This is a genomic window from Candidatus Hydrogenedentota bacterium (genome assembly GCA_019637335.1).
Lineage (GTDB): Bacteria > Hydrogenedentota > Hydrogenedentia > Hydrogenedentales > JAEUWI01 > JAEUWI01.
The window spans coordinates 275,529-294,863 of record JAHBVV010000003.1 but is presented as its reverse complement, the minus strand read 5'-3'; the positions used below and the strand labels follow the sequence as shown (position 1 = coordinate 294,863).

At 64.1% G+C, this 19,335-nt stretch carries 17 protein-coding genes; 3 read left to right on the top strand and 14 right to left on the bottom strand.

What is annotated here, in order from left to right; genetic code table 11:
• Positions 1-663: 663 nt before the first annotated feature.
• The 14 genes from zapA to rpmB all read right to left on the bottom strand — a co-directional run bounded on the left by zapA (position 664) and on the right by rpmB (position 15,503).
• Positions 664-966 (bottom strand): cell division protein ZapA, encoded by a 303-nt coding sequence (zapA, locus tag KF886_06455; protein MBX3176979.1) that lies wholly within the window; start codon positions 964-966, stop codon positions 664-666.
• On the bottom strand, positions 963-1,259 hold the full coding sequence (locus KF886_06450) for a hypothetical protein (protein ID MBX3176978.1): 297 nt from the start codon (positions 1,257-1,259) through the stop codon (positions 963-965). The genes zapA and KF886_06450 overlap by 4 nt, the downstream gene beginning before the upstream one ends.
• Positions 1,256-3,652, bottom strand: coding sequence for a phenylalanine--tRNA ligase subunit beta (gene pheT / locus KF886_06445; protein ID MBX3176977.1), 2,397 nt, complete (start codon positions 3,650-3,652; stop codon positions 1,256-1,258). Before pheT ends, KF886_06450 begins: the two co-directional genes overlap by 4 nt.
• Positions 3,653-3,731: 79 nt before the next feature.
• Positions 3,732-4,748, bottom strand: coding sequence for a phenylalanine--tRNA ligase subunit alpha (gene pheS, locus KF886_06440; GenBank protein MBX3176976.1), 1,017 nt, complete (start codon positions 4,746-4,748; stop codon positions 3,732-3,734).
• A gap of 75 nt (positions 4,749-4,823) precedes the next feature.
• Positions 4,824-5,498: a YggS family pyridoxal phosphate-dependent enzyme gene (locus KF886_06435; GenBank protein ID MBX3176975.1), complete on the bottom strand. Its 675-nt coding sequence runs from the start codon at positions 5,496-5,498 to the stop codon at positions 4,824-4,826.
• 109 nt (positions 5,499-5,607) lie between these two features.
• Positions 5,608-7,062 (bottom strand): hypothetical protein, encoded by a 1,455-nt coding sequence (locus KF886_06430; protein MBX3176974.1) that lies wholly within the window; start codon positions 7,060-7,062, stop codon positions 5,608-5,610.
• 4 nt (positions 7,063-7,066) lie between these two features.
• Complete coding sequence (locus KF886_06425) at positions 7,067-7,921, bottom strand: ABC transporter permease subunit (GenBank protein MBX3176973.1); 855 nt, start codon at positions 7,919-7,921, stop codon at positions 7,067-7,069.
• A 1-nt stretch (position 7,922) separates the two neighbouring features.
• Positions 7,923-8,867: an ABC transporter ATP-binding protein gene (locus KF886_06420; GenBank protein ID MBX3176972.1), complete on the bottom strand. Its 945-nt coding sequence runs from the start codon at positions 8,865-8,867 to the stop codon at positions 7,923-7,925.
• Between the two features lie 275 nt (positions 8,868-9,142).
• Positions 9,143-10,138, bottom strand: coding sequence for a hypothetical protein (locus KF886_06415; GenBank protein ID MBX3176971.1), 996 nt, complete (start codon positions 10,136-10,138; stop codon positions 9,143-9,145).
• A 131-nt stretch (positions 10,139-10,269) separates the two neighbouring features.
• Positions 10,270-11,361, bottom strand: coding sequence for a DUF481 domain-containing protein (locus KF886_06410; GenBank protein MBX3176970.1), 1,092 nt, complete (start codon positions 11,359-11,361; stop codon positions 10,270-10,272).
• A gap of 40 nt (positions 11,362-11,401) precedes the next feature.
• The gene (locus KF886_06405; protein ID MBX3176969.1) at positions 11,402-12,073 is read right to left on the bottom strand and encodes a 6-phosphogluconolactonase; all 672 of its coding nucleotides are present in this window, start codon (positions 12,071-12,073) and stop codon (positions 11,402-11,404) included.
• Positions 12,074-12,715: 642 nt separating this feature from the next.
• On the bottom strand, positions 12,716-14,191 hold the full coding sequence (gene zwf / locus KF886_06400) for a glucose-6-phosphate dehydrogenase (protein ID MBX3176968.1): 1,476 nt from the start codon (positions 14,189-14,191) through the stop codon (positions 12,716-12,718).
• An 84-nt stretch (positions 14,192-14,275) separates the two neighbouring features.
• Entirely contained in the window at positions 14,276-15,082 is an 807-nt protein-coding gene (locus KF886_06395; GenBank protein ID MBX3176967.1) for a DUF1460 domain-containing protein, read from the bottom strand.
• A 139-nt stretch (positions 15,083-15,221) separates the two neighbouring features.
• The gene (rpmB, locus tag KF886_06390) at positions 15,222-15,503 is read right to left on the bottom strand and encodes a 50S ribosomal protein L28 (protein ID MBX3176966.1); all 282 of its coding nucleotides are present in this window, start codon (positions 15,501-15,503) and stop codon (positions 15,222-15,224) included.
• A 510-nt stretch (positions 15,504-16,013) separates the two neighbouring features.
• On the opposite strand from rpmB, the gene KF886_06385 reads away from it, so the two are divergent.
• The 3 genes from KF886_06385 to KF886_06375 all read left to right on the top strand — a co-directional run bounded on the left by KF886_06385 (position 16,014) and on the right by KF886_06375 (position 19,318).
• On the top strand, positions 16,014-16,871 hold the full coding sequence (locus KF886_06385; GenBank protein ID MBX3176965.1) for a hypothetical protein: 858 nt from the start codon (positions 16,014-16,016) through the stop codon (positions 16,869-16,871).
• Positions 16,868-17,899, top strand: coding sequence for a 23S rRNA (adenine(2503)-C(2))-methyltransferase RlmN (rlmN, locus tag KF886_06380; GenBank protein MBX3176964.1), 1,032 nt, complete (start codon positions 16,868-16,870; stop codon positions 17,897-17,899). Before KF886_06385 ends, rlmN begins: the two co-directional genes overlap by 4 nt.
• 396 nt (positions 17,900-18,295) lie before the next feature.
• Positions 18,296-19,318, top strand: coding sequence for a hypothetical protein (locus KF886_06375; protein MBX3176963.1), 1,023 nt, complete (start codon positions 18,296-18,298; stop codon positions 19,316-19,318).
• Positions 19,319-19,335 lie beyond the last annotated feature (17 nt).

Here is a 19,335-nt window from a genome sequence, read left to right as displayed (position 1 = left end):
ATTTGCGGGGCCAGTGTGGACTTCAAGGCCCCCTATCAACGGAACGCTGAGTGATCAAGACCCCGTTTGCGAAAAGTGGCTTCCCATTTGCGTGGCTGTCGGTTTACTTAACTCACCCTACACTATAGAAGGAATGGGCAGATCCGTCATCCCCGCGAACGCGGGGATCCAGCGACGCGAACGCACAAACCTCCGAACTCCACTGGATTCCCGCTTTCGCGGGAATGACGCCATAGGGCGTTAACACAAAATTGTAGGAAATGTGCTCACCGCACACGTTAAATCGACAGCCCCGAACGGGGGGATCCAGCGACGCGAACGCACAAACCTCCGAACTCCACTGGATTCCCGCTTTCGCGGGAATGACGCCATAGGGCGTTAACAAAAAATTGTAGGAAATGCGCTCACCGCACACGGTAAATCGACAGCCCCGAACGGGGGGATCCAGCGACGGGATCGCGCAAACCTCCGAATCCCCCTGGATTCCCGCTTTCGCGGGAATGACGCCATAGGGCGTTAGCACAAACTTGTAGGTTTTGAGGCGTCCGCACCAGTTAAATCGACCGTCCCTTGCGTGGGGATGGCGGTGTTCGATCACCGAGAGCCGCCACCGTTGGGTGCGACGAGGGTGACTGCTTCAGGCGGCTGAAGAATTGCCCTTATTCACTCTTTTGGGGGATGTTCTTCGAGGAGGCGGTTGAGCGATGTGGCGATGGCGTCGAGGGCCTTGAGGAGGTCGCGGGTATCGTCTTCGCGTTCGGCGCGCTCGGCGTGGAGTTCGGCGGCGTAGGCGAAGGCGGCCTGGAGGGCGAAAGCCTGGCTGTCGACGCGGCCGGCCTTTTCCTCCATCGCCTTGATCCGCGCGGTGACTTCTTCGGCGAGTTCGAGCGTGGTTTTGGGGTCGCGGTAAACCGGGAGCCGCAGCTTGACGTTCGCGATCCGCGCTTCGATGTGCCCGCCGTTCATTGCCGGATGGCCTCCGAGAGCGCCCGGGTGTAGGCGAGGACCTGGCGCAGGCGCTGTTCGAGATCCGCCTCGCGCTCCCGGTATCGCCGATTGGCCGTCTCCAGCGCGTCGTAATCGGCCACGGCCGACTCCAGCACGGACAATTCCTTGCTGCGGGTCCAGACCTGCTTTTGCAGGTTCTCGCGCGCGGCCTGCAATTTCTCGATGTCGTCCGCGCGCTCCGCCAGCACTTCGCCGAGCCCGGCGATCGCCTGCTCGACCTGCCTGAGTTGCGCTCGGACGAGCGGGTTCACCGGAGGGCCGCCTGGAAGTCGTTCTGGAGCCGCCGCAGGATCTTGTCGAAGGCCTTCTGGGTGTCCTTGTCGGTCAGGGTGCGGTCGTTGGATTGGAACACGAGGTTGAGCGCGACGCTTTTCCTGCCCGCGCCGACCTGGTTGCCGGTGAAGATGTCGAAGATCTCGACCGAGCGCAGCAGGTTGCCGCCGGACTGTGCGGCGGCGGCTTTGAGGGCGCCCGCGGGCACGGCGGCGTCGACCACGACGGCGAGATCGCGCGCGGAGGGGGGAAACGCGGGCACGGGCGCGAACTGGGGCGCCGGGGCCGTGGCGCCGAGCAGGAGGTCGAGGTCGAGTTCCGCGCAGAAGATACCGCCGTCCGTGTCGAAGGCCTTGACGACGCCCGGGGCCACCTTGCCGAGGTAGCCGGCGATTTCACCGCCCACCTGGACGGCGGCGCGCTGTCCGGCCTGGAAGGTGGCGAATTTGGTATCCACAAATTCGCCCGCAAGGCCAAACTCGGCGAGCACCGCCTCCACGACGCCCTTGATGTCGTAGAAGTCGGCCTGCCGCGCTTTTTGCGACCAGTGCGGGGCGGCGGCCTCCCCGGCCAGGACGATGCCGAGCCGGCTCTTCTGCACGGGAAGCTGGGGGCCGTCCGCGGGTCCGTAGACGGGCCCGATCTCGAAGCCGCGGATCGAGGAAACGCCATAGTTCAGGTTGCGCGCGGCATTGCCGAGGTGCGCCGGGATGATACTGGAGCGCATGGTGGCCTGCTTTTCGGAGAGGGGGTTCTCCAGGCGGACCATGGCGGCGTACTCCGCCGGGAGCGCGGCGCGGGCGACATCCTCGGGGCAGCTGAAGGTCCAGTTGTAGAGCTCGGTCAGCCCGAGGCCCGCGAGGAAATGGCGCAGGGCGCGGATACGCTTCTCTTTCGGGGCGAATACCTTTTCGCAGGGGCGTACGCCGGGGAGGGTCGCGGGGATATGGTCGTAGCCGGAGAGGCGCGCGATCTCCTCGATGAGATCCGCCTCCATGGAAACGTCGTGGCGGCGGGCCGGCACGCGAAAGCGCGCCTGCTCCTCGCCCTGATCGAGCACTTCGAGACCGAGCCGGGTGAGGATCTCGCATTGGCGCGCCGGTGGAATGTCCGTGCCGAGCAGGCGCTTCGTGCGGGCGAAGGGCAGCGTCACTTCACGCGGCGCCAGGGGCTTCGGGTACACGTCGATCACGCCGGCGGCGGTCTCCGCGCCCGCTATCTCGACGATGAGCTGCGCGGCGCGCTCCATTGCGTAGACCGCCATATCGGGATCGGCGCCGCGCTGGAAGCGCTGGGAGGATTCCGAGATAAGCGCGAGCGACCGCGAGGTCTTGCGCACGGAGGATGGCAGGAAGTACGCGCTTTCGAGGAAAATGGCGGTGGTGGATTCGTCCACCTCGCTGTCCGCGCCGCCCATTACACCGGCGACGCACTGAGGCCGCGCCGCATCCGCGATGACGAGCATGTCCTCGGCCAGCTTGCGGGTTTCGCCGTCGAGGGTATTGATTTCCTCGCCCGCGCGCGCGCATCGGACGACGATGCGGTTTTCGGCGAGCTTGTTGTAGTCGAAGGCGTGCAGCGGCTGGCCGGTTTCCATCAGGACGAAATTGGTGATGTCGACGATGTTGTTGATGGGGCGCTGGCCGGCGGCGATCAGGCGCTTGCAGAGCCACTCGGGGCTGGGGCCGACCTTTACGCCGGTCAGGACGCGGCCCAGATAGCGCGGGCACAGGCTCTCGTCTTCCACGATGACCGACGTAAGATCGGCGACGGGCTTGCCGGACTCGCGCACCTTCGCTTCGGGTATGCGGAGCTCCCGGCCGTGCAACGCGGCGATCTCGCGCGCGACGCCGATCATGCTGGCCCAGTCGCCGCGGTTCGGGGTGACCTCGATCTCGAAGACGGTGTCGTTCAGGCCGAGGAGGCTCTTGATGTCCTGCCCGATCGGCGCGCTCTCGTCGAGAATCATGAGGCCGCTTTCCCCTTCGGGCAGGCCCAGTTCGGTCGAGGCGCACATCATGCCCTGGGACTCGACCCCGCGCATCTTGCGGCGGCCGATCTGGAAGCCTCCGGGCAGCGTGGCGCCGACGATGGCGGTGGGCACCTTGTCCCCCACTTTCATGTTCTTCGCACCACAGCAGATCTGCAGGGGTTCGGGGCCGCCGACGTCGGTCTGGCAGACGACGATCTTGTCGGCGTCGGGGTGGGGCTCGATCGACAGGATCCTGCCGACGTAGACCTCCTGTATTTCCTCGCCGAGCCGTTCGATGGACTCGATCTCGAGCCCGAGCATGGTCAGCTCGTGGGCGAGTTCTTCGGCGGTCACGTCGATATCGACGAATTCTTTCAACCAATTCAGGGATACGCGCATGTCAGGGCCTTACTCTCGAAAAAAACGTGATCGGGCGGAGGGGGCGGGGCAAAGGCGCGCCCGCCGCGACCGCCGGCGATTAGAACTGCTCCAGGAAGCGAAGATCGTTGTCGAACAGGTGATTGATGCTGGGGACGGCGTGGCGCAGCATCGCGATGCGGTCGATGCCGAGTCCGAACGCGAAGCCGGAGTAGCGCTGGTAGTCGTAACCCGCGCACTTGAAAACTTCCGGGTGCACCATGCCGCAGCCGAGGGCCTCGAGCCAGCCGCTGTTCTTGCAGAGTCGGCAGCCCGCGCCCTGGCAGACGGTGCAGCTGATATCCACCTCCGCGGAAGGCTCGGTGAACGGGAAGAAGTGCGGGCGGAAGCGCACTTTCGTGTCCGGGCCGAAGAGGGCGTGGATAAAGTGCATCAGCGTGCCCTTCAGATCGGCGAAGGTCACATTCTCGTCCACGAGAAGGCCCTCGATCTGGTTGAACATGGGGCTGTGGCTGGCGTCGTAGTCGACGCGGTAGACGCGTCCGGGCACGATGACGGCGACGGGGGGCTGGACCTGCTCCATCACGCGCATCTGGACGGGCGAGGTGTGCGTGCGCAGGACAACCCCGGGCCTCACGAAGAAGGTGTCGTGGGAGTCGCGCGCGGGGTGGTCGGCGGGGGTGTTGAGCGCGTCGAAATTGTAGTATTCGGTCTCGATATCCGGCCCGGTGGCCACCTGGAACCCGAGGCTCGCGAAGATATCGATGATTTCCTCGGTGACCTGGTTGACCATGTGGATGTGGCCGCGGCGCGGCTGCCGTCCGGGCAGGGACAGGTCCACGGCCTCGCTGGCGGCGCGGGCCGCATCGGCGGCGGAGGACAGGAGACCCTTGCGCCCGTCGAGCGCCTGGGCGATGGCGTCCTTCACGACGTTGGCGGCCTGGCCCACGGCGGGGCGTTCTTCGGCGGCGACGGATCCGAGGCCGCGCAGGATTTCGGTCAGGGCGCCTTTTCGCCCGAGAAACTTGACTCGGGCGGTCTCCAGGATGTCGAGGTCCTCCGCTTTCTCAATGATATCGAGGGCCTCGTTTTTGAGGGCCTCGAGCTGTTCCTTCATCGTCTTCATGTTCCAGCCTGTCGTGTCCTTCGGGCCGCCCGCGATGCGTTTGGCGCCGATTCTCGAATACCTGTATCAATCTTCCGGGAAAAGCGCGCTGCCCACCCGAATTTCCGTGGCGCCGGCCTCGATTCCCAACTCAAAGTCGTCGCTCATGCCCATGCTCAATTCGGGCAGGCCGAACCGGGCCGCAAGATCCGCGAGCGCGCCGAAGATCGCGCGGGTCCGATCGGGCGGGGCGCCGTAGGGCGCCATGGTCATCAGGCCTCGGACGGCCAGGCGGTCAAGCGCGGCCATCGCATCGAGCGATTCCGCCAGCGCTTGGGGCGGAAACCCGTGTTTTTGCGCCTCGCCCGAAACGTTAACTTCGACCAGCACCTCGGCCCGGCAATCCAGCTCCACACACCGGTTCTGGAGCGCCTCGGCCAGGGAATGCCGGTCCACGGCGTCGATCTTATCAAAAAGTCGCAGCACATCTTTAGTTTTACGCCGCTGGATGTTCCCGATCATGTGCCAGACGGCGTCGAGTTCGGCCAGGGCCTCGATTTTCGGGGCCGCGGCCTCCACCCGGTTCTCGCCGAAATGGCGGACGCCCAGGTCGCGAAGGAGGCGGATATCGTCCACCCCCGTGTACTTGGTGACGGCGATCAGCGTGATGGCGTCGGGATTGCGGCCGGACCGTTCCGCGGCGGACGTAATGCGCGCGCGCACGCTCTCCAGGCGCTTCCGGATCTCCTCCTCCCTGGACAATCGACAGCCCTTCCCCGCCGTTGACGGCAAGTGTTAAAAGTGGTGAGCCGCGCTGCGGGGCAAGCGGCTCACCACGGTTATGATTCGTCGTGTAATGCGAGGGCGCGTGTCAGGTCGCCCAGCGCTCGCGCAACGCCTGAACGCGCCGCTGTTTTTCTTCCTCGGGCATCCCGATGCACTCGACGGCCTCTTCCTCGCGAATGAGTTGCTTCTTCTCCGTGAGGGAAAGCGGAATGCCGCCGGCCTGCTTGTACTTGATAATCATATTGGAAAGCTCTTCGAAGAGCGATCCCACTTCAAATCGGCCCTTGTCCAGGAAGGCGACCGCCTCCATGTATTGGCCGCGTTCGGCCTTCTGGATGGCGTCGAGCCGGTTCTTTCGGCCTTCGGCGAAGGGCTCGTTCATGGCGTCCCAGATGGCGTACGCCTCGTCAAACTCGGTCCGGGCTTCGGCCTGAAGCCGCTCCCGCTCCGCCGGGTCCGTAGCGGCCTTCGCCGCCGCCAGGGCCGCTTCGTATCTCTGCTCCGCCATGAGGCCACGCAGGCGGTCCATGGAGCGCATGGTCACCTCGTGGTCGGGGAAGCGCTCGAGGTTGATTTTCCAGCCTTCCATGGCCTTCTCGTACTGCCCGTCTTCTTCGAGGCACTTGTAGAGCATGCGCGGCACCCACCGCTCGTGGGGCAGGCGCACGGCTTCGGTCAGGTACAGGATGGCATTGTCGATGTCCTGGAGTTTCTCGCGGTACATGCCGAAGCCAAGATCGAAGAAGAGCTTGTAGTTCCGGGGATTGTTCCGGATACCGTCCTTGAGGAAATCGATGGCGAGGTAGTAATAGCGTTCGCGCTCGCCCAGACAGTCCTTGTACTTGTCGCTCCATACCTTCAAGGGCATGGGCGTGATTTCCATTTTCGCCGTCGCGTTGTATCCCAGGTGCCACGCTCCGAGAATGTATGCATCCACGAAGTTGGGGTCCAGGAGCACGCACGTCTTCATGAGGGGCACCATCTTGTATAGGTGCCCCATATGCCAGTAACGGTCGACCTGCAGCCAGATGAAGTTCGCGGCAACCTTTCGGAATCCGAAAAAGAGGTTGAAGATACTGACGGAACCTTCGCCCTCCATGCCGGCGACGACTTTCTGGTAGGTCAGGTCCTGGGTGTAGTAGAGACGGTCCTTCCGCAGCTTCTCCAGGAACTCCGCCCGGAGATCCCGCATCTCGCGGCCTTTTGCGAGTTCGTAGACGATACGAGCGTTCTCCTGCTCGCTCAGCGCCAGGCTGAGGCGGCTGGTCCCCTCGGGCGCCGCCACGGCGCTCGTGTCCACATCGGCGAGAAGCGGCGCCGAGGCCTCCACGACTTTCCGGTAGAGCTCGGGATCCTCGTGATCCGTGGCTTCTTCCCAGTTGAAGCGCTCGTTGGTCGCGGCGGCGGTCATCCACTTGTAAAACGCGTCGGCCTCAAAGAGCCGGTCGAGCCGCTGGCCCTGAATCGCGCCGAGCAGGGTCACGATCGTGATGAGCCCCGCGAGCGTGATGTTCGGATGGCTTTTCATGAAATTGGCCATGGTGCTACAGCTCCTTGCGGCGGAATACCCAATACGCGATCAGATAGCCCGAGAGCGCGTAGGCCAGCCCGTAAATCAGAAGATTGGGGATCTGGTCCCAGACTTCGGGGGGCAGCGGGTCGTTCGGCGGCATGTCCAGTATGTAATTCTTCATGCTGAACTTCTGGAGGTTGGGCAGGATGTTGTAGAGCCACTGGGCCAGGTTGCCGAGGAGCATGCTGAAGGCTTCCTCGCTCTCCCGCGCGCGCAGGTGCACGTCCTTGAGGTACTCGGTGAGGTTCCCGATCATGTAGATGAAGAGGCCGCCGATGGTGGGGAGCACCGCGGAGGTGGAGGTGCAGGAGATGGCGAAGGTGAACGCCGAGACCACGAGGAACTCGAAGTAGGTGAGCGACACCGACCACAACAGCAGTGTGGGCATGACGCCCTGCTTGCTCCAGATGGCGATGAAGAACAGGCCCGCCATGAGCAACAGGTTCGCCAGGATGATCATCTGGACGCCGATGAACTTGCCGAGCAGGTACTGGAGGCGGCGCACCGGCTTGGACAGCACGGTGTAGATGACCTTGTTCTCCACCTCATTGGGCACGACGGAAGCCGAAATGAAAATGGCGATCAGCATGCCGAAGATCGAGATCGTCGTGACGCAGATATCCTTGATCAGTTTGAGATCCAGTTCCGATTGCGATTCCGCCGAGGCGGTGGACTGGTTGAGGAAGGCCGACATGAAGCTTGCGCCGAAGATGACGAGCAGACTCAGAATGAGAAAGCCGACCAGGGTTTTCTTGCGGATACCCTCGCGCCACGTGAACAACGCGATGTACCAGGGGCCGCGCATGTAATCCATTACCGCCGACATATCAAGCCTTACTCCGATTTTGTGCTTCACCCACGGTGCGGACGAAGAGTTCTTCCAGGGTTTCGCGGCGCGGCGCCACACTCAACAGGTTCAGGTTCTGATCTTTGCAGAGGGCGAGGGCCTCGTAGGCGCTGGTCTCGTTCGAGACGCGGAGCACGAGCCTGCCTTCGATGCGGTCCTCGGCCGTAATGCCCCGGGCGGCGAGCGCGCTCAGCGCATCGTCGGAGGCGCCCTCGACCACGATCGTTACGTCGCGGTCGGTGAGGAGTTCGTCGATCGTGCCCAGCTTTTGCAGTTCGCCCTCGTAGAGGATGCCGGCGCGATCGCTGATGAGCTCCACTTCCAGGAGCTCGTGGCTCGAAATCAGGAGCGTCTTGCCGCGGTCCCGCAGGCGCGCCAGAATATCGCGCATTTCCTTGCGGGCGATCGGGTCCAGGCCGGTTGTCGGCTCGTCCAGAATAAGAATCTGGGGATCGCTGATGAGCGCCTGGGCCAGGCCAATACGCTGGCGCATGCCCTTGGAGTAGCCGCGCAGGAGACGCCGGCGCGCGTGGGCCATACCGACTTCTTCGAGCACCGCGTCAACCCGGGAGCGCAGCTCGGCGCCCGCCAGGCCATACAGATGCCCGTAGAAGCTGAGAATCTCCTCGCCCCGGAGAAAGTCGGGGTAGTAGGCGCCTTCCGGGAGGTAGCCGATATTGCGGCGGACCCTGGCGGAGGTAATGTCCTTTTCCCCGAGAATCTCGATGTCCCCGGCCGTGGGGAAGATTAGCCCGAGTAACATCTTGATCGTGGTCGTCTTACCTGATCCATTCGGGCCCAGATAGGCGAAAATCTCGCCCGCGTTCACTTGCAGGTCGAGATTCTTCAGGGCATGGACATCCTGCCCGCGGAAAGGACTTTCGTATATTTTCGTCAGTCCCTTCGTTTCAATCACTACAGACACGGAATGAGGCCTTTCCTATGGTTGGGGGAGCGGCGGACCGGACGCGCGTACCGGGCGCGCCGCCGGAGACGGAATTTTCCGCGAGTATTGAAAACTGCATAAAACACGCCAATGAATGATTCCACAGTGCGATTGCGCGGCAGGGATATGCGCTTCATGACGGCGCCAGCCCAACCGGCCCACACTACACAGCCGGGAGATAATAACAAACGAATGGAAATTATGCAAAGTATCAAAGCGCGAAAATCCGGCGAAAAAATCGCAGTTTGCGCGGTTCATTCGGGCGCCGCGGCGGCAATCCCATCCACGAGCGTCTGAAAATCGGGCATGGTGTCGGTCCAGGCGGTTAATTCCACGCCGTCGCGGACGTAACTCAAACGGGGCGGCACGCCGGGGCAGATGCGGGACCACGCGAGCATGTCCTTGCCGATGGAGTGCATGGGAAACATGGGCGAGGTCATGCTGGCGAATTGGTCCAGGCTGCCCGCTTCGGGCTCCAGGCACAGGGCGACGAGGGGCGGCAGCGCGCTTTCGGAGAGGTAGGCGTTGAGCTGCGGCACAGACTCCATGCAGTGGTCGCAGGTCATACTGAGCAGGGCGACCAGGTACTCCCCCTGCCCAAGGTCGAGCGTTTCGCCGAAGCTATTGGTGACCGTAAAGGCCGCGAAGGGCCCGTCGGACCTGGGCGGCGCGGCCCCCTCGGGCGAGGCGGCTTCCGCGCCGTGTCCGGTCCGGGGTACGCGGGCGCTGGTGCTGCCCAATTGCGGTATGGCGACCACGCAGGCAATCGCGGCGGCGGCGACCGGCAGCCCCAGGCGCGCGCCGTGCCAGCGGGACGTCGCCGCGCCACGCGCGCGCCGGACCAGGCCGTACCAGGCGAGCGCGGTCAGGCCGATGAGTACGACGTTCTTGCCGATCGCCTGCGGGGGCGTGAACGAGATGGCGCCGAAACAGCCGCAATCCTTCAAGCCGTGCACCTGCCACGCGTATACGATGAGCAGGGAGAAGAAAATCAGGACAGCCACGCCCAGCCCCAATACCAGCGGACGCCATCGCAGGCCCAGAACCATGGCGCCCCCCAGGAAGGTCTCCACGGCGAGGGTTCCCAGGGCGACGGCGACGAGGGCGCCGGGGCTGGTAAATACCTGGTAGGCCAGAATCTGGCCAATAAACAGATTAATGTCCTGCGCTTTCAGAACGGCGGCCACGAGATAGACGAGGCCCACGAAGATCTCGGCGCTTCGCGCGACGTACCAGAGGGTCGATTTCATGAACTGCTCGGATATCCTGATTGGTTGCCCAGCCCGGAAACGGGGGCTGGATTGCCCTGGCCAGGGGCCGGGGGCTCCGCAAGCCACAGAGGCTGTATTCGCGCAGCCCGGATTTTAAGGCGCCAGTGGCGTTAGAAGTCGAATTGTATACTTGCGCCAAGGCTGGTGTCGACCGAGTCAATCGGTTCGAAGACCGTCGCGGGCTCGTAGCGCAAGAGCATGTCCAGCCGCAAGCCCAGCTGGTCCGTAATGGGATAGCGCAACGACGACGAGGCGCCGGCCCGGAAATGGTCGGCGTCGGTCAGGCTGGGCCGTAGGTAAATCCGGTTATCCCAGTCGGCGTGCCCGAAGAGCCGGCGGGAATAGCGCAATTCAAGGTGCAGATTCAGATCGGTCCGGTCGGCGCGATCATCGCGCACCGCAACGTTGCGGGCCTCGATCAAATCGCGATCCCACACGCCGTAGCTTCCGCCGAACCCCGCGATGGCCTCCAGGTGGTGCGATTCCGTCCGGTCAAACTGGTAACGAACGCCAACCGTGAGGTCCGTTCGGGCGGTCAGGGCCAGGTTTCGGTCGCGTTCCACGAGCGCCTGTACGAACGGCGCCCATTCCGCCTCGCGCGCACCCGAAAGCTCCAGCCCGCCGCGAAAATACTCGGGGAAGGCGCCGGAATCCTCCGGGTTGAACCGCAGGTCGAGATCGAGGCTGCCGCGGGAGTCCGCGCCGCGCAGGCCGACGCGGGCCTCCGGGGCGAGGATCCCATCGACGCCGTCGTGCGCGCGCACGCCAATGCCGGCGGAGGCCTGCCACCTGGGGCCGGCGTCCGCGGAACCCGCGGCTCTCGCGGCGGGCAGGAGGCGTGCATCCGTGACTTCGCTCAGAGCGATCGGGCCGGCCTTCGCGCCCTCCCCCGACACCACCAGGCCCTCCGCCGTGAACTGGCCGATGTGCACATCTCCGTCACGATCGGTGACGGCCCAGTCACCCCCGGTGGTTGTCAGCGTGCGCACTTCGTCGACGGGCATCATCATCTGCCCGCGCATGGAGGTGCGAAACACCACGATTCCGCTGGCGATGCGGCTCAACTCGCCGGAAAGGGATTCGCCCTGGCCCGTGACGAGGAGATCGGCCCGGGCGGCGGGCGGCAGACACAGGCCGACCATCAGGAGGAGCAGGAAGCTTCCCCTAACATGCGCGCGGGCTCTGAAACAACAACGAAACACAAAACCGCTTCAAGTTCGGTCAATCCCGCGCGGACCGCGCTCACGCGCGCCACAACGCCACGGAACGGCAACCTGCTGTCGCCTTTCCCGCCGGAATCGCGCCGGGATTGTTCAACAAGGTCTCTATCATTTCTATTTTATCATTTCCGGCGACCACAAAGACGACCTCGTCGACGCGCGCCAGCACGTCGGGGCCAATGGTCACCCGGTGGGGCGGCGAATCCTTGTAGACGGGGGCCGCGAAGCGACCCTCGCAACGCGCCAGGTCGGCGTCGTTGAAGAGCGAGCAGGTGTGCCCGTCCGCCCCGAGCCCGAGGTAGGCCACGGGGATGACGCCGCCGGCGGCAAAGAAGGCGGCCCAGTCGTCGTTGTAGCGATCGGCGGCGGCCTCGAGGGAGAGTTCGGGATGGATCCGGAGCAGGCGGTCCTCGGGGATGCGGAGCGCCTCGATCATGGGCCGGGCGTTGCCGTAATTGCTCTCCGGCGAATCCATCGGCACGTGGCGATCGTCCGCGAAGGCCAGGCCGGCGCCTGGGGCAATGGCGGGCGGATTCTCGGCAATGGCGTTGTATACCGGCAGGGGTGTGCTGCCGCCGGAGATGATCGCGGCAAAGCGATCCGCATGGGACGTGGTCAACGCTTCCCGGAGGCTCACGTCGAGCGCGGCCAGGAGGGCGGTTTTCGAGTCAAAGGTGGTTACGGCAATGGACATGAATCTAATATTCCCTTCCTTCGTACAGGTTCCGCGGGACCGCAACCCAAATTGTGTGAACCACGAATGAACGCAGGGCAGACTTGGGCCGCAACCGAATGAACTTGAACCGCGAATGAACACGAATAAACGCGAATTGTATGGTGGTTCAAGGCGCGTCGTTATTGAATGTAGAGTAGACTTGGGTTTCCCGCCCTTCCGGTCGGAAGGGCCAATGCAGCTTCGGGGCGTTTTCTCAAGGCTTTGCCGATAGATGGGGCCGAATCTCGAACCCGCGCTTCGGCTACGTAACCTGTTTTGTATGAATGAATTACCGCTTGACTCTCCAATAAACTTGCTGAAAAACAAGAAAATGACGGATAGTAGTTTGCTTTCACACGAATGAAGAAACGATTAATTTTTCCTGGGATTTCGAGGTTGCGGAGCAACAGTATAATCCAACGTTCGAAGGCACCGCACACGCTGTCTCAGCCTGGAAGGCTACGCCACGTTGGCGCACGTTGAACGATCCGGGTGAATGCCGATCCCCGAGGAATTTCGGGAGGTACGACGGTGATCTCGGGTCAGGCAAGGATGCGTAACCTCCTGTGCGCGTCTCGCGCGGACTGGCGCGGGAAACATCGTATTCGTTGGGGCGCGATGCTACCAGCGGGCGCCGAAGCGGGCGGCGAGCGCGTCGGCGGCCTCGGGACCGGCGGAACCGAAGGGGTAGGTCTCCGGCTGGACTTTCCGCGCCTCCAGTTCGTGCAGGACGGGGGTAAAGATATCCCAGGCCGCCTCCAGTTCGTCCGCCCGGATGAAGAGGCTCTTGTCGCCCTGGATCACGTCGAGGATCAGCGATTCGTAGGCGTCGGGAATGGCCCCTTCGAAGGCCGAGGCGTAGCGCAGGTCGAGCTTGGTCTCGTCGAGCCGGATGCCCAGCCCGGGGACGCGATTGACGATGCGCATGGTCAGGCCGGCATCGGGTTGCACGGAGATAACGAGTTCGTTGCTGGGCAGCTTGGCGGCGGCATCGGCGAATATGTTGCCCGGCACCTCCCGGAAGCGTATTCGTATCTCGGTCTTGGAGTCGTCGAGGCCCTTGCCCGCGCGGATCAGGAAGGGTACGCCGTCCCATCGGCGGTTTTTGAGCTTGAGCACGGCGGCGGCGTAGGTCGGCGTGATGGAGCCGGGCGGCGTGCCCTTTTCCTCGAGGTAGCCGAAGTGCTGCTTGCCATCGGCGACGCCGGCGGTGTACTGGGCCACGACAAGGTCTTCCAGCTTCAATGGCGCTACCGCGCGGAGCGCCTTGACCTTCTCGTCGCGGACGTAGCTCGAATGCAGGGCCACGGGCTGCTCCATGGCCACGAGGGCCACCATCTGGAGCAGGTGGTTCTGCATGACGTCGCGAATGATGCCGTACTGGTCAAAGTAGCCGGCGCGGCCCTCGAGGCTCAGGTTCTCGGTCCACGTGATGCGAACATTCTTGATGTGGGTGCGGTTCCAGATGGGATCGAAGATCAGGTTGGCGAAGCGCAGTACGAGCAGATTCTGGATCACTTCCTTGCCCAGGTAGTGGTCGATCCGGTAGGTCTGCTCTTCGTTGAAAACGCGGCACATGCTCTCGGTGAGGGCGTCGGAACTGGCGCGGTCGCTGCCGAAGGGCTTCTCGATGACAACGCGGCTCCAGTTCCTGTCCTCGCCCTGGGACACCAGCTCGGCGTCGCGCAGGGCGTGCGCGACGTCCAGAAAGAGAAACGGCGGGATCGCCATGTAGAAAACCCGGTTCTCCTGGCGTCCCGGGTCGAGCTTGTCGAGTTCCGCGTGCAGTTGCCGGAAGGAGCCGGCCTGGTCGTAGTGTCCGGCGACGTAGGCGCAGCGGGCCAGGAATTCGCGCATGTGCTCGTCGCAGCGCTCGCCGGGGACGTAACGGCAGGTCAGGCGGGCGGCGACGCGTTCGCGGAAAGCCTCCACACTCATCTCGCTGCGGGCGAATCCGACAATGTGAAAGGAATTGGGCAGGAGGTCCTGGCAATAGAGGGCGAACAGGGCGGGGAATATCTTTTTCAGCGCCAGATCGCCCGAAGCGCCGATTACGACCACGGCCAGGGGGTGGGATCTATCGATTGCATTGCGCATGGGTAACCTTTCTTTTCGGGTGGCAACCGCGATCCGCCGGAAGGCCGGCGGAGCGCGCATAATGGAAACGCGGGAAGCGCCGGTTTATTCCGCGGCGCCGCCCGGTCCCGTCGGGGCGATCGCGTAGACGGCCATGCCGAGGTAGCGGTTGGCCTGTTCCGCGGCATAGGCTCCCAAGTCCATGCGCACGACCTTCCCCTCCCGGGAACTGGCGTGGTAAAGGGATCCGGCGCCCGGGCCTTCCGGCAGGAAGACGCCGCAATGCAAGGCGAAGAGCCAGTCCACATGCCCGATAAAGACGATGAGGGCGGGCTGGTCCAGGGTGCGGGCAAGCTGCTCCGCCTGGCCGATCGGAATATAGGTCACGCTGACGTCGCGATCGGGGATATCCTGCCCGACCTCGGGGGCCTTTACCTTGCGGAAGAACTCGGCCCTGGATATGGTGCGCGTTACGGTGGCGGTCTCGATACCGAGCGCCCCCGTGATCTCACGGCACCAGGGGTTGCCCGGAATCCAGTCGGCCACGAGGAAGTGATGGCGCGCCCCGAAATCGATTTGGCCGCCCGCGTAGCGAATATGCTGGAGCTTGTCCGTAACGTCGGGAAATGTCCGGCCCCAGGCCAGCGCGGCGCTCTGCTCCACGAAGGTCACGCAATCGACGCGGGTCAGGTCGATGAGGGGGTCGCTGTCGTGGGGGGCGCCCGGCCCTTCGCCCAGGGGCCCGTCGTGGTAGGGCGTCCCGGCGCTGTCCGCCACGATCTGCTTGAAGCGCGTGAGGAAGTCGGGGTGCGCGGCGTGTAGCGCGGCGAGATAGGCATTGACTTCCGCCGGATCCTGCCGGTGGAGCGGCGTCGCGGCGAGCGCGATGGCGCAGATAATCATGACTTTCACTGGGATGCTTCCTTCACTGGGGCCGAGCCTGCCTGGCTTCTGCAAGCATAGCACGGAACGCGCCCGCAACCGGAATGAAAAACGCCCCGGATACGTCGTGGGACGCACCGGGGCGAGAATCGCCTTCGGGGCAATGGGGTCAGGAGGACTTGGCCGCCAGCGCGGCGAGTTCGGCCTTGCGCGCGCCGCGCGGGGACTTGACGAACTTGCCGGCCTTGATGTAGCGCGCGCAGACCTTGATGGTGTGTACGCGGCCGTTTTCATCGACAACCCGGATCTTCTGGAGGTTCGGCTTCCAGCGGCGGCGCGAAATGCCGGTCACGTTGAGGCCGATACCGCCGCTCTTCTTGGATTTACCGCGGCGGACAACGCGGTTGCCAACCTGCGGGCGCTTTCCGCTGTATTCACATACACGTGCCATCGTTCATTCCCTTTCTCCCGCGTCGCGGGCCATCCCGGCATCCGGGATTGCACCCAAGTGCACCCTGCGGGCGGTATTGCTCTGGCCGGCCTCGCGCCAGCCCCTTCCCGCGCCCTATCCAGGACACGGCACTCCCTGGACTGGCGCTTGCTTACATGAAATGATTGGGTTTGTCCGGCCGCGCGTGCTATACTTCGCGGCGCAAACTGCGGAATCATAGCATACGAACGGGCCCGATTCCAATCCCCCGCCCTCCGGCGCAGGGCAATCGCATTTAAACTTCCAACTCGAGCCGAGCGCCACATGAACCACCTTCAATCTTATAAAGGGCGCGTGTTGGAGCGCTGGCATTTCGCCTGCGGCGAATCCCGGACCTTGCCGGCACGGATGCCGGCGCTCCAAAACGCTCACTATCGTTGATTCAAGGTTCCAAATCGACTCAAGTTTACGCCCATATACCGAGATCGACTTTAAATGCGACTGCCCCGCCCTCCGGCGCAAAGACCCTCCATGCGACACTACCCACTCTGTATCCTGATTATTCTCGCCGGCCTGGCGGGATGCCAGCACCTGCCCCAGACGGCCGCTCCCGGGGGTGATCTCCCGGCTGGAGCCCCGGCGCCGGGCGAAATATTGGCGGACCTGACGGCCCCGGACCGGGCCGTGACCAATTTTTCGAGCGGCGGGACCATCCGTATGCGCCTGCCGGGGCAGGCCGCGACGCAGCGTTTCGATCGGAGCCATGTGCGTTACCTGCGCCCGGGGCGCTTCTACGCCCGCGCCTTCAAGGTGGGCCAATCGGTCAACATTTACGCCGACGGCCCGGTTTTCCTGCTGGACGTTCCGCAGGAGCAGACCTTCTACTACGGGCGGGAAGGCGACCGCTTCGAGGATGTCGCCCTGGACATCGCGCCGTCGTTGATCTTCCGCGAGTTTTTCCTCGTGGACGCGCTGCGGGGCGTGGCGGAGGAAAGCCTGCGGATTCTGGAGTATGACCCGAAAACGCGCCGCGCGGTGGTGGCGGTGTTTGCCGCGGATCGCCCGCGCCGCCTTGAACGGGAACTGGTTGTCGCGCCGGGTCCGGAGGGCTGGTTCGTGGTGGAGAGCACGCTCTTTGGCCGGGACGGGTCGCGGGTGGCGCGCACGGTGTACGAGAACTACGGCCGCGTGGACGGCGTGTACATGGCGGGCAAGACGACCTCGTTCCTGCCGGATGGCGACGGGGAGTTGAGCTTTGAAGTCCAGTCGAACCCCCAGGTTAACCGCGCGGAGCCCCGGCCCGTGGAGGACGTGGAGGACGTGCGGCGCGATCTGCTCTCCCGGGGCTTTCGCGAAGTGCGCGGCGCGCGGGAAGAAAGTGAACGATGACCCGAATTCCCTTAACCGACCTGGACAAGAAAACGGTGGCCGAGCAGCTTGGCCTGAAACCGTTTCAGGGCCGCCAGATCTTTCAGTGGATCCACGGCAAGCAAGTGTTTGATTTCGCCGCGATGACGAATCTCGCCAAGCCGCTGCGGGAGCGCCTCGCGGCGGAGGCCTCGGCCTCGCAACTGACGCTGGCGGAGATGCAGGTTTCCAAACGCACGGGAACGAAAAAGGCGCTCTTCCAGCTGCACGACGGCGAGACCGTGGAGTCGGTGCTGATTCGCGATCGGGACCGCGCCACGATCTGTGTCTCGTCGCAGGTGGGCTGCGCGCTCAAGTGCAGCTTCTGCGCGACGGGGCTGGCCGGGTTTACCCGGAACCTGAGCCCGGGCGAGATCGTGGAGCAGGTGCTGTATTTCCTGCGCGACGAACCGGGTGCGGACCGCACCCCAAACATCGTCTATATGGGTATGGGCGAGCCAATGCGGAACTATGACAATGTGGTGCGCAGTATCCGGCTCCTGATGGATCCAGACGGGGTCGGCATCGGCGCGCGGAAAATCACCGTCTCGACCGCGGGCGAAATCAAGGAAATCGCCCGCTTCGCGGCGGAGGACTGGCAGGTCCGCCTGAGCGTGTCGCTGCATGCGGCGAACAACGCGCTGCGATCCGAGCTGGTGCCCCTCAACCGCAAGTACCCGCTGGAACGCCTTCACGAGACGCTGGTGGACTACGTGGAGCGGTCGGAACGCCAGATCACCTTCGAGTGGACCTTGCTGGATGGCGTGAATGACACGCCGGAATGCGCCCGCGAATTGCTCCGCTTTTGCGCCGGGCTGAAAACGTCGGTGAACCTGATCCCGTGGAACCCGGTGTCCGGGCTGCCGTATACGCCGTCGCCGCCGGATGCCTGCGCGCGGTTTCAGCGCATGCTGGAGGCCGGCGGCCTGAAGGTCACGATGCGGAAGGAGAAGGGACAGGATATCGACGCGGCGTGCGGGCAGTTGCGGCGTACACACGGGGCGGCGTAGGTTGGGGCGGGGTGTTGAATCGCTCGTGTGCGGTGGCGCTGGACAGGTTGGGCAGGCCTTGCTCCAGGCACACGAAGGCGCTAGGGCGCCATCGCGTGGCACGAGGCGGGCGCCTGGCCGTCCGGGATCTGGAATCGCTCGTGTGCGGTAGCGCTGGGTGGGTTGGGTGCATCTTGCTCCAGGCACACGAAGGCGCTGGGGCGCCATCGCGTGGCACGAGGCGGGCGCCTGGCCGGGGCGGGCGCGGGCTTCTCGGGATGCTTGACTTTCTTCGAATGCGCGGCACACTATAGCGCCGGATCGTGCGGGGGTGGCTTTCGTTCTGAACTCGTGGCAATCGGGAAATTCAGGGCTGGGGTTTTGTGCGCAACGAAGCCCAGGGAGGAACTTGGCTGGATGGACAGCAGAGAGGCGCAGGACCGTTTCCGCAAGGCGGACAAGCTCTTCACGTACGGCCGGTATGAGGATGTGCTGGTCGAACTGGAGGCGCTGGAGCAGCATTTTCCCAGTAATCACCGCCTGCTGAACGCGAAGGCGCGGACGTTTGAGCAGCTCGGCCGCCTTTCGGAATCGCTGGCGGTGTGCGACCGGCTGCTTAACGAATTCCGTTATGAGAAGATCCAGCCGGTGCGGGATCGCGTGGCCGCCGCGCTGACCCGGCAGAACGCGGCGCCCCAGCAGGCCTTCTGGGCCAACGAGCCCGCGGCGGAGGATGCGGAGGAGATTCCGGAGGCGGAGGACGCATCGAATGATGCGCCGGCGGCGGAACGCCGCTTTCGCATCAAGCCGGTCCGGCTGGCGCTGCTGGCGGCGGTGCTGGCGGCGATGTATTTCGGGTATATCAGTTATCTGACCGGCGGCATCCTGATTGCGGGGTGGTTCATTCTCGTGTTTCTCGTCAAGAAGCTGGTGGGGGCGCTTTTCATGCGGCTGTTCACCACGCCGTTCCGGATGAAGGGGAAGGCGCTGGCGGGGGCCACGTGCACGGTGCACGGGCACGCGTGGGCGGAGAAACCGGCGGACGCGGATGGTAACGGCGAGGATGAGGATGAGGACGAGGACGAGGACGAGGGCGAGGGCGAGGGCTGTAACGGGGCGCCCGATCGCCCGCTTCGCTATGTCTGGATTGACGTGACCATTACGCCGCAGCCGCGCACAAGCGGCTTCACCCACTGGGAACCCGGCGAACTGATGCTGGCCCCGCTGTCCATGCGCTACAAGGGCCTGGACGATATGGACAAATGCTTCGGGGTTCGGGACATTAAGCTGGTCGTAGATGGCCAAATCCAGGAGGAAGAGGGCATGAAGTACCACGGCCCGCTGCGGCTCCGGATCCTGGCCGGCGTGCCGGAAGACGAATCCGCGTTCAAGTTCGTCTATTATTTCGAACAGTTCGGCGAGATCCACCTGACCCCGTAGCCACCCGGATCGCCCCG

Coding starts and splice junctions, on each gene's coding strand:
- pheS (MBX3176976.1), bottom strand. CDS start 4,748: ATGAAGGAACAGCTCGAGGCCCTCAAAAACGAGGCCCTCGATATCATT.
- rlmN (MBX3176964.1), top strand. CDS start 16,868: ATGACCCGAATTCCCTTAACCGACCTGGACAAGAAAACGGTGGCCGAG.
- zwf (MBX3176968.1), bottom strand. CDS start 14,191: ATGCGCAATGCAATCGATAGATCCCACCCCCTGGCCGTGGTCGTAATC.
- KF886_06385 (MBX3176965.1), top strand. CDS start 16,014: ATGCGACACTACCCACTCTGTATCCTGATTATTCTCGCCGGCCTGGCG.
- KF886_06405 (MBX3176969.1), bottom strand. CDS start 12,073: ATGTCCATTGCCGTAACCACCTTTGACTCGAAAACCGCCCTCCTGGCC.
- zapA (MBX3176979.1), bottom strand. CDS start 966: ATGAACGGCGGGCACATCGAAGCGCGGATCGCGAACGTCAAGCTGCGG.
- rpmB (MBX3176966.1), bottom strand. CDS start 15,503: ATGGCACGTGTATGTGAATACAGCGGAAAGCGCCCGCAGGTTGGCAAC.
- KF886_06425 (MBX3176973.1), bottom strand. CDS start 7,921: ATGTCGGCGGTAATGGATTACATGCGCGGCCCCTGGTACATCGCGTTG.
- pheT (MBX3176977.1), bottom strand. CDS start 3,652: ATGCGCGTATCCCTGAATTGGTTGAAAGAATTCGTCGATATCGACGTG.
- KF886_06415 (MBX3176971.1), bottom strand. CDS start 10,138: ATGAAATCGACCCTCTGGTACGTCGCGCGAAGCGCCGAGATCTTCGTG.
- KF886_06375 (MBX3176963.1), top strand. CDS start 18,296: ATGGACAGCAGAGAGGCGCAGGACCGTTTCCGCAAGGCGGACAAGCTC.
- KF886_06430 (MBX3176974.1), bottom strand. CDS start 7,062: ATGGCCAATTTCATGAAAAGCCATCCGAACATCACGCTCGCGGGGCTC.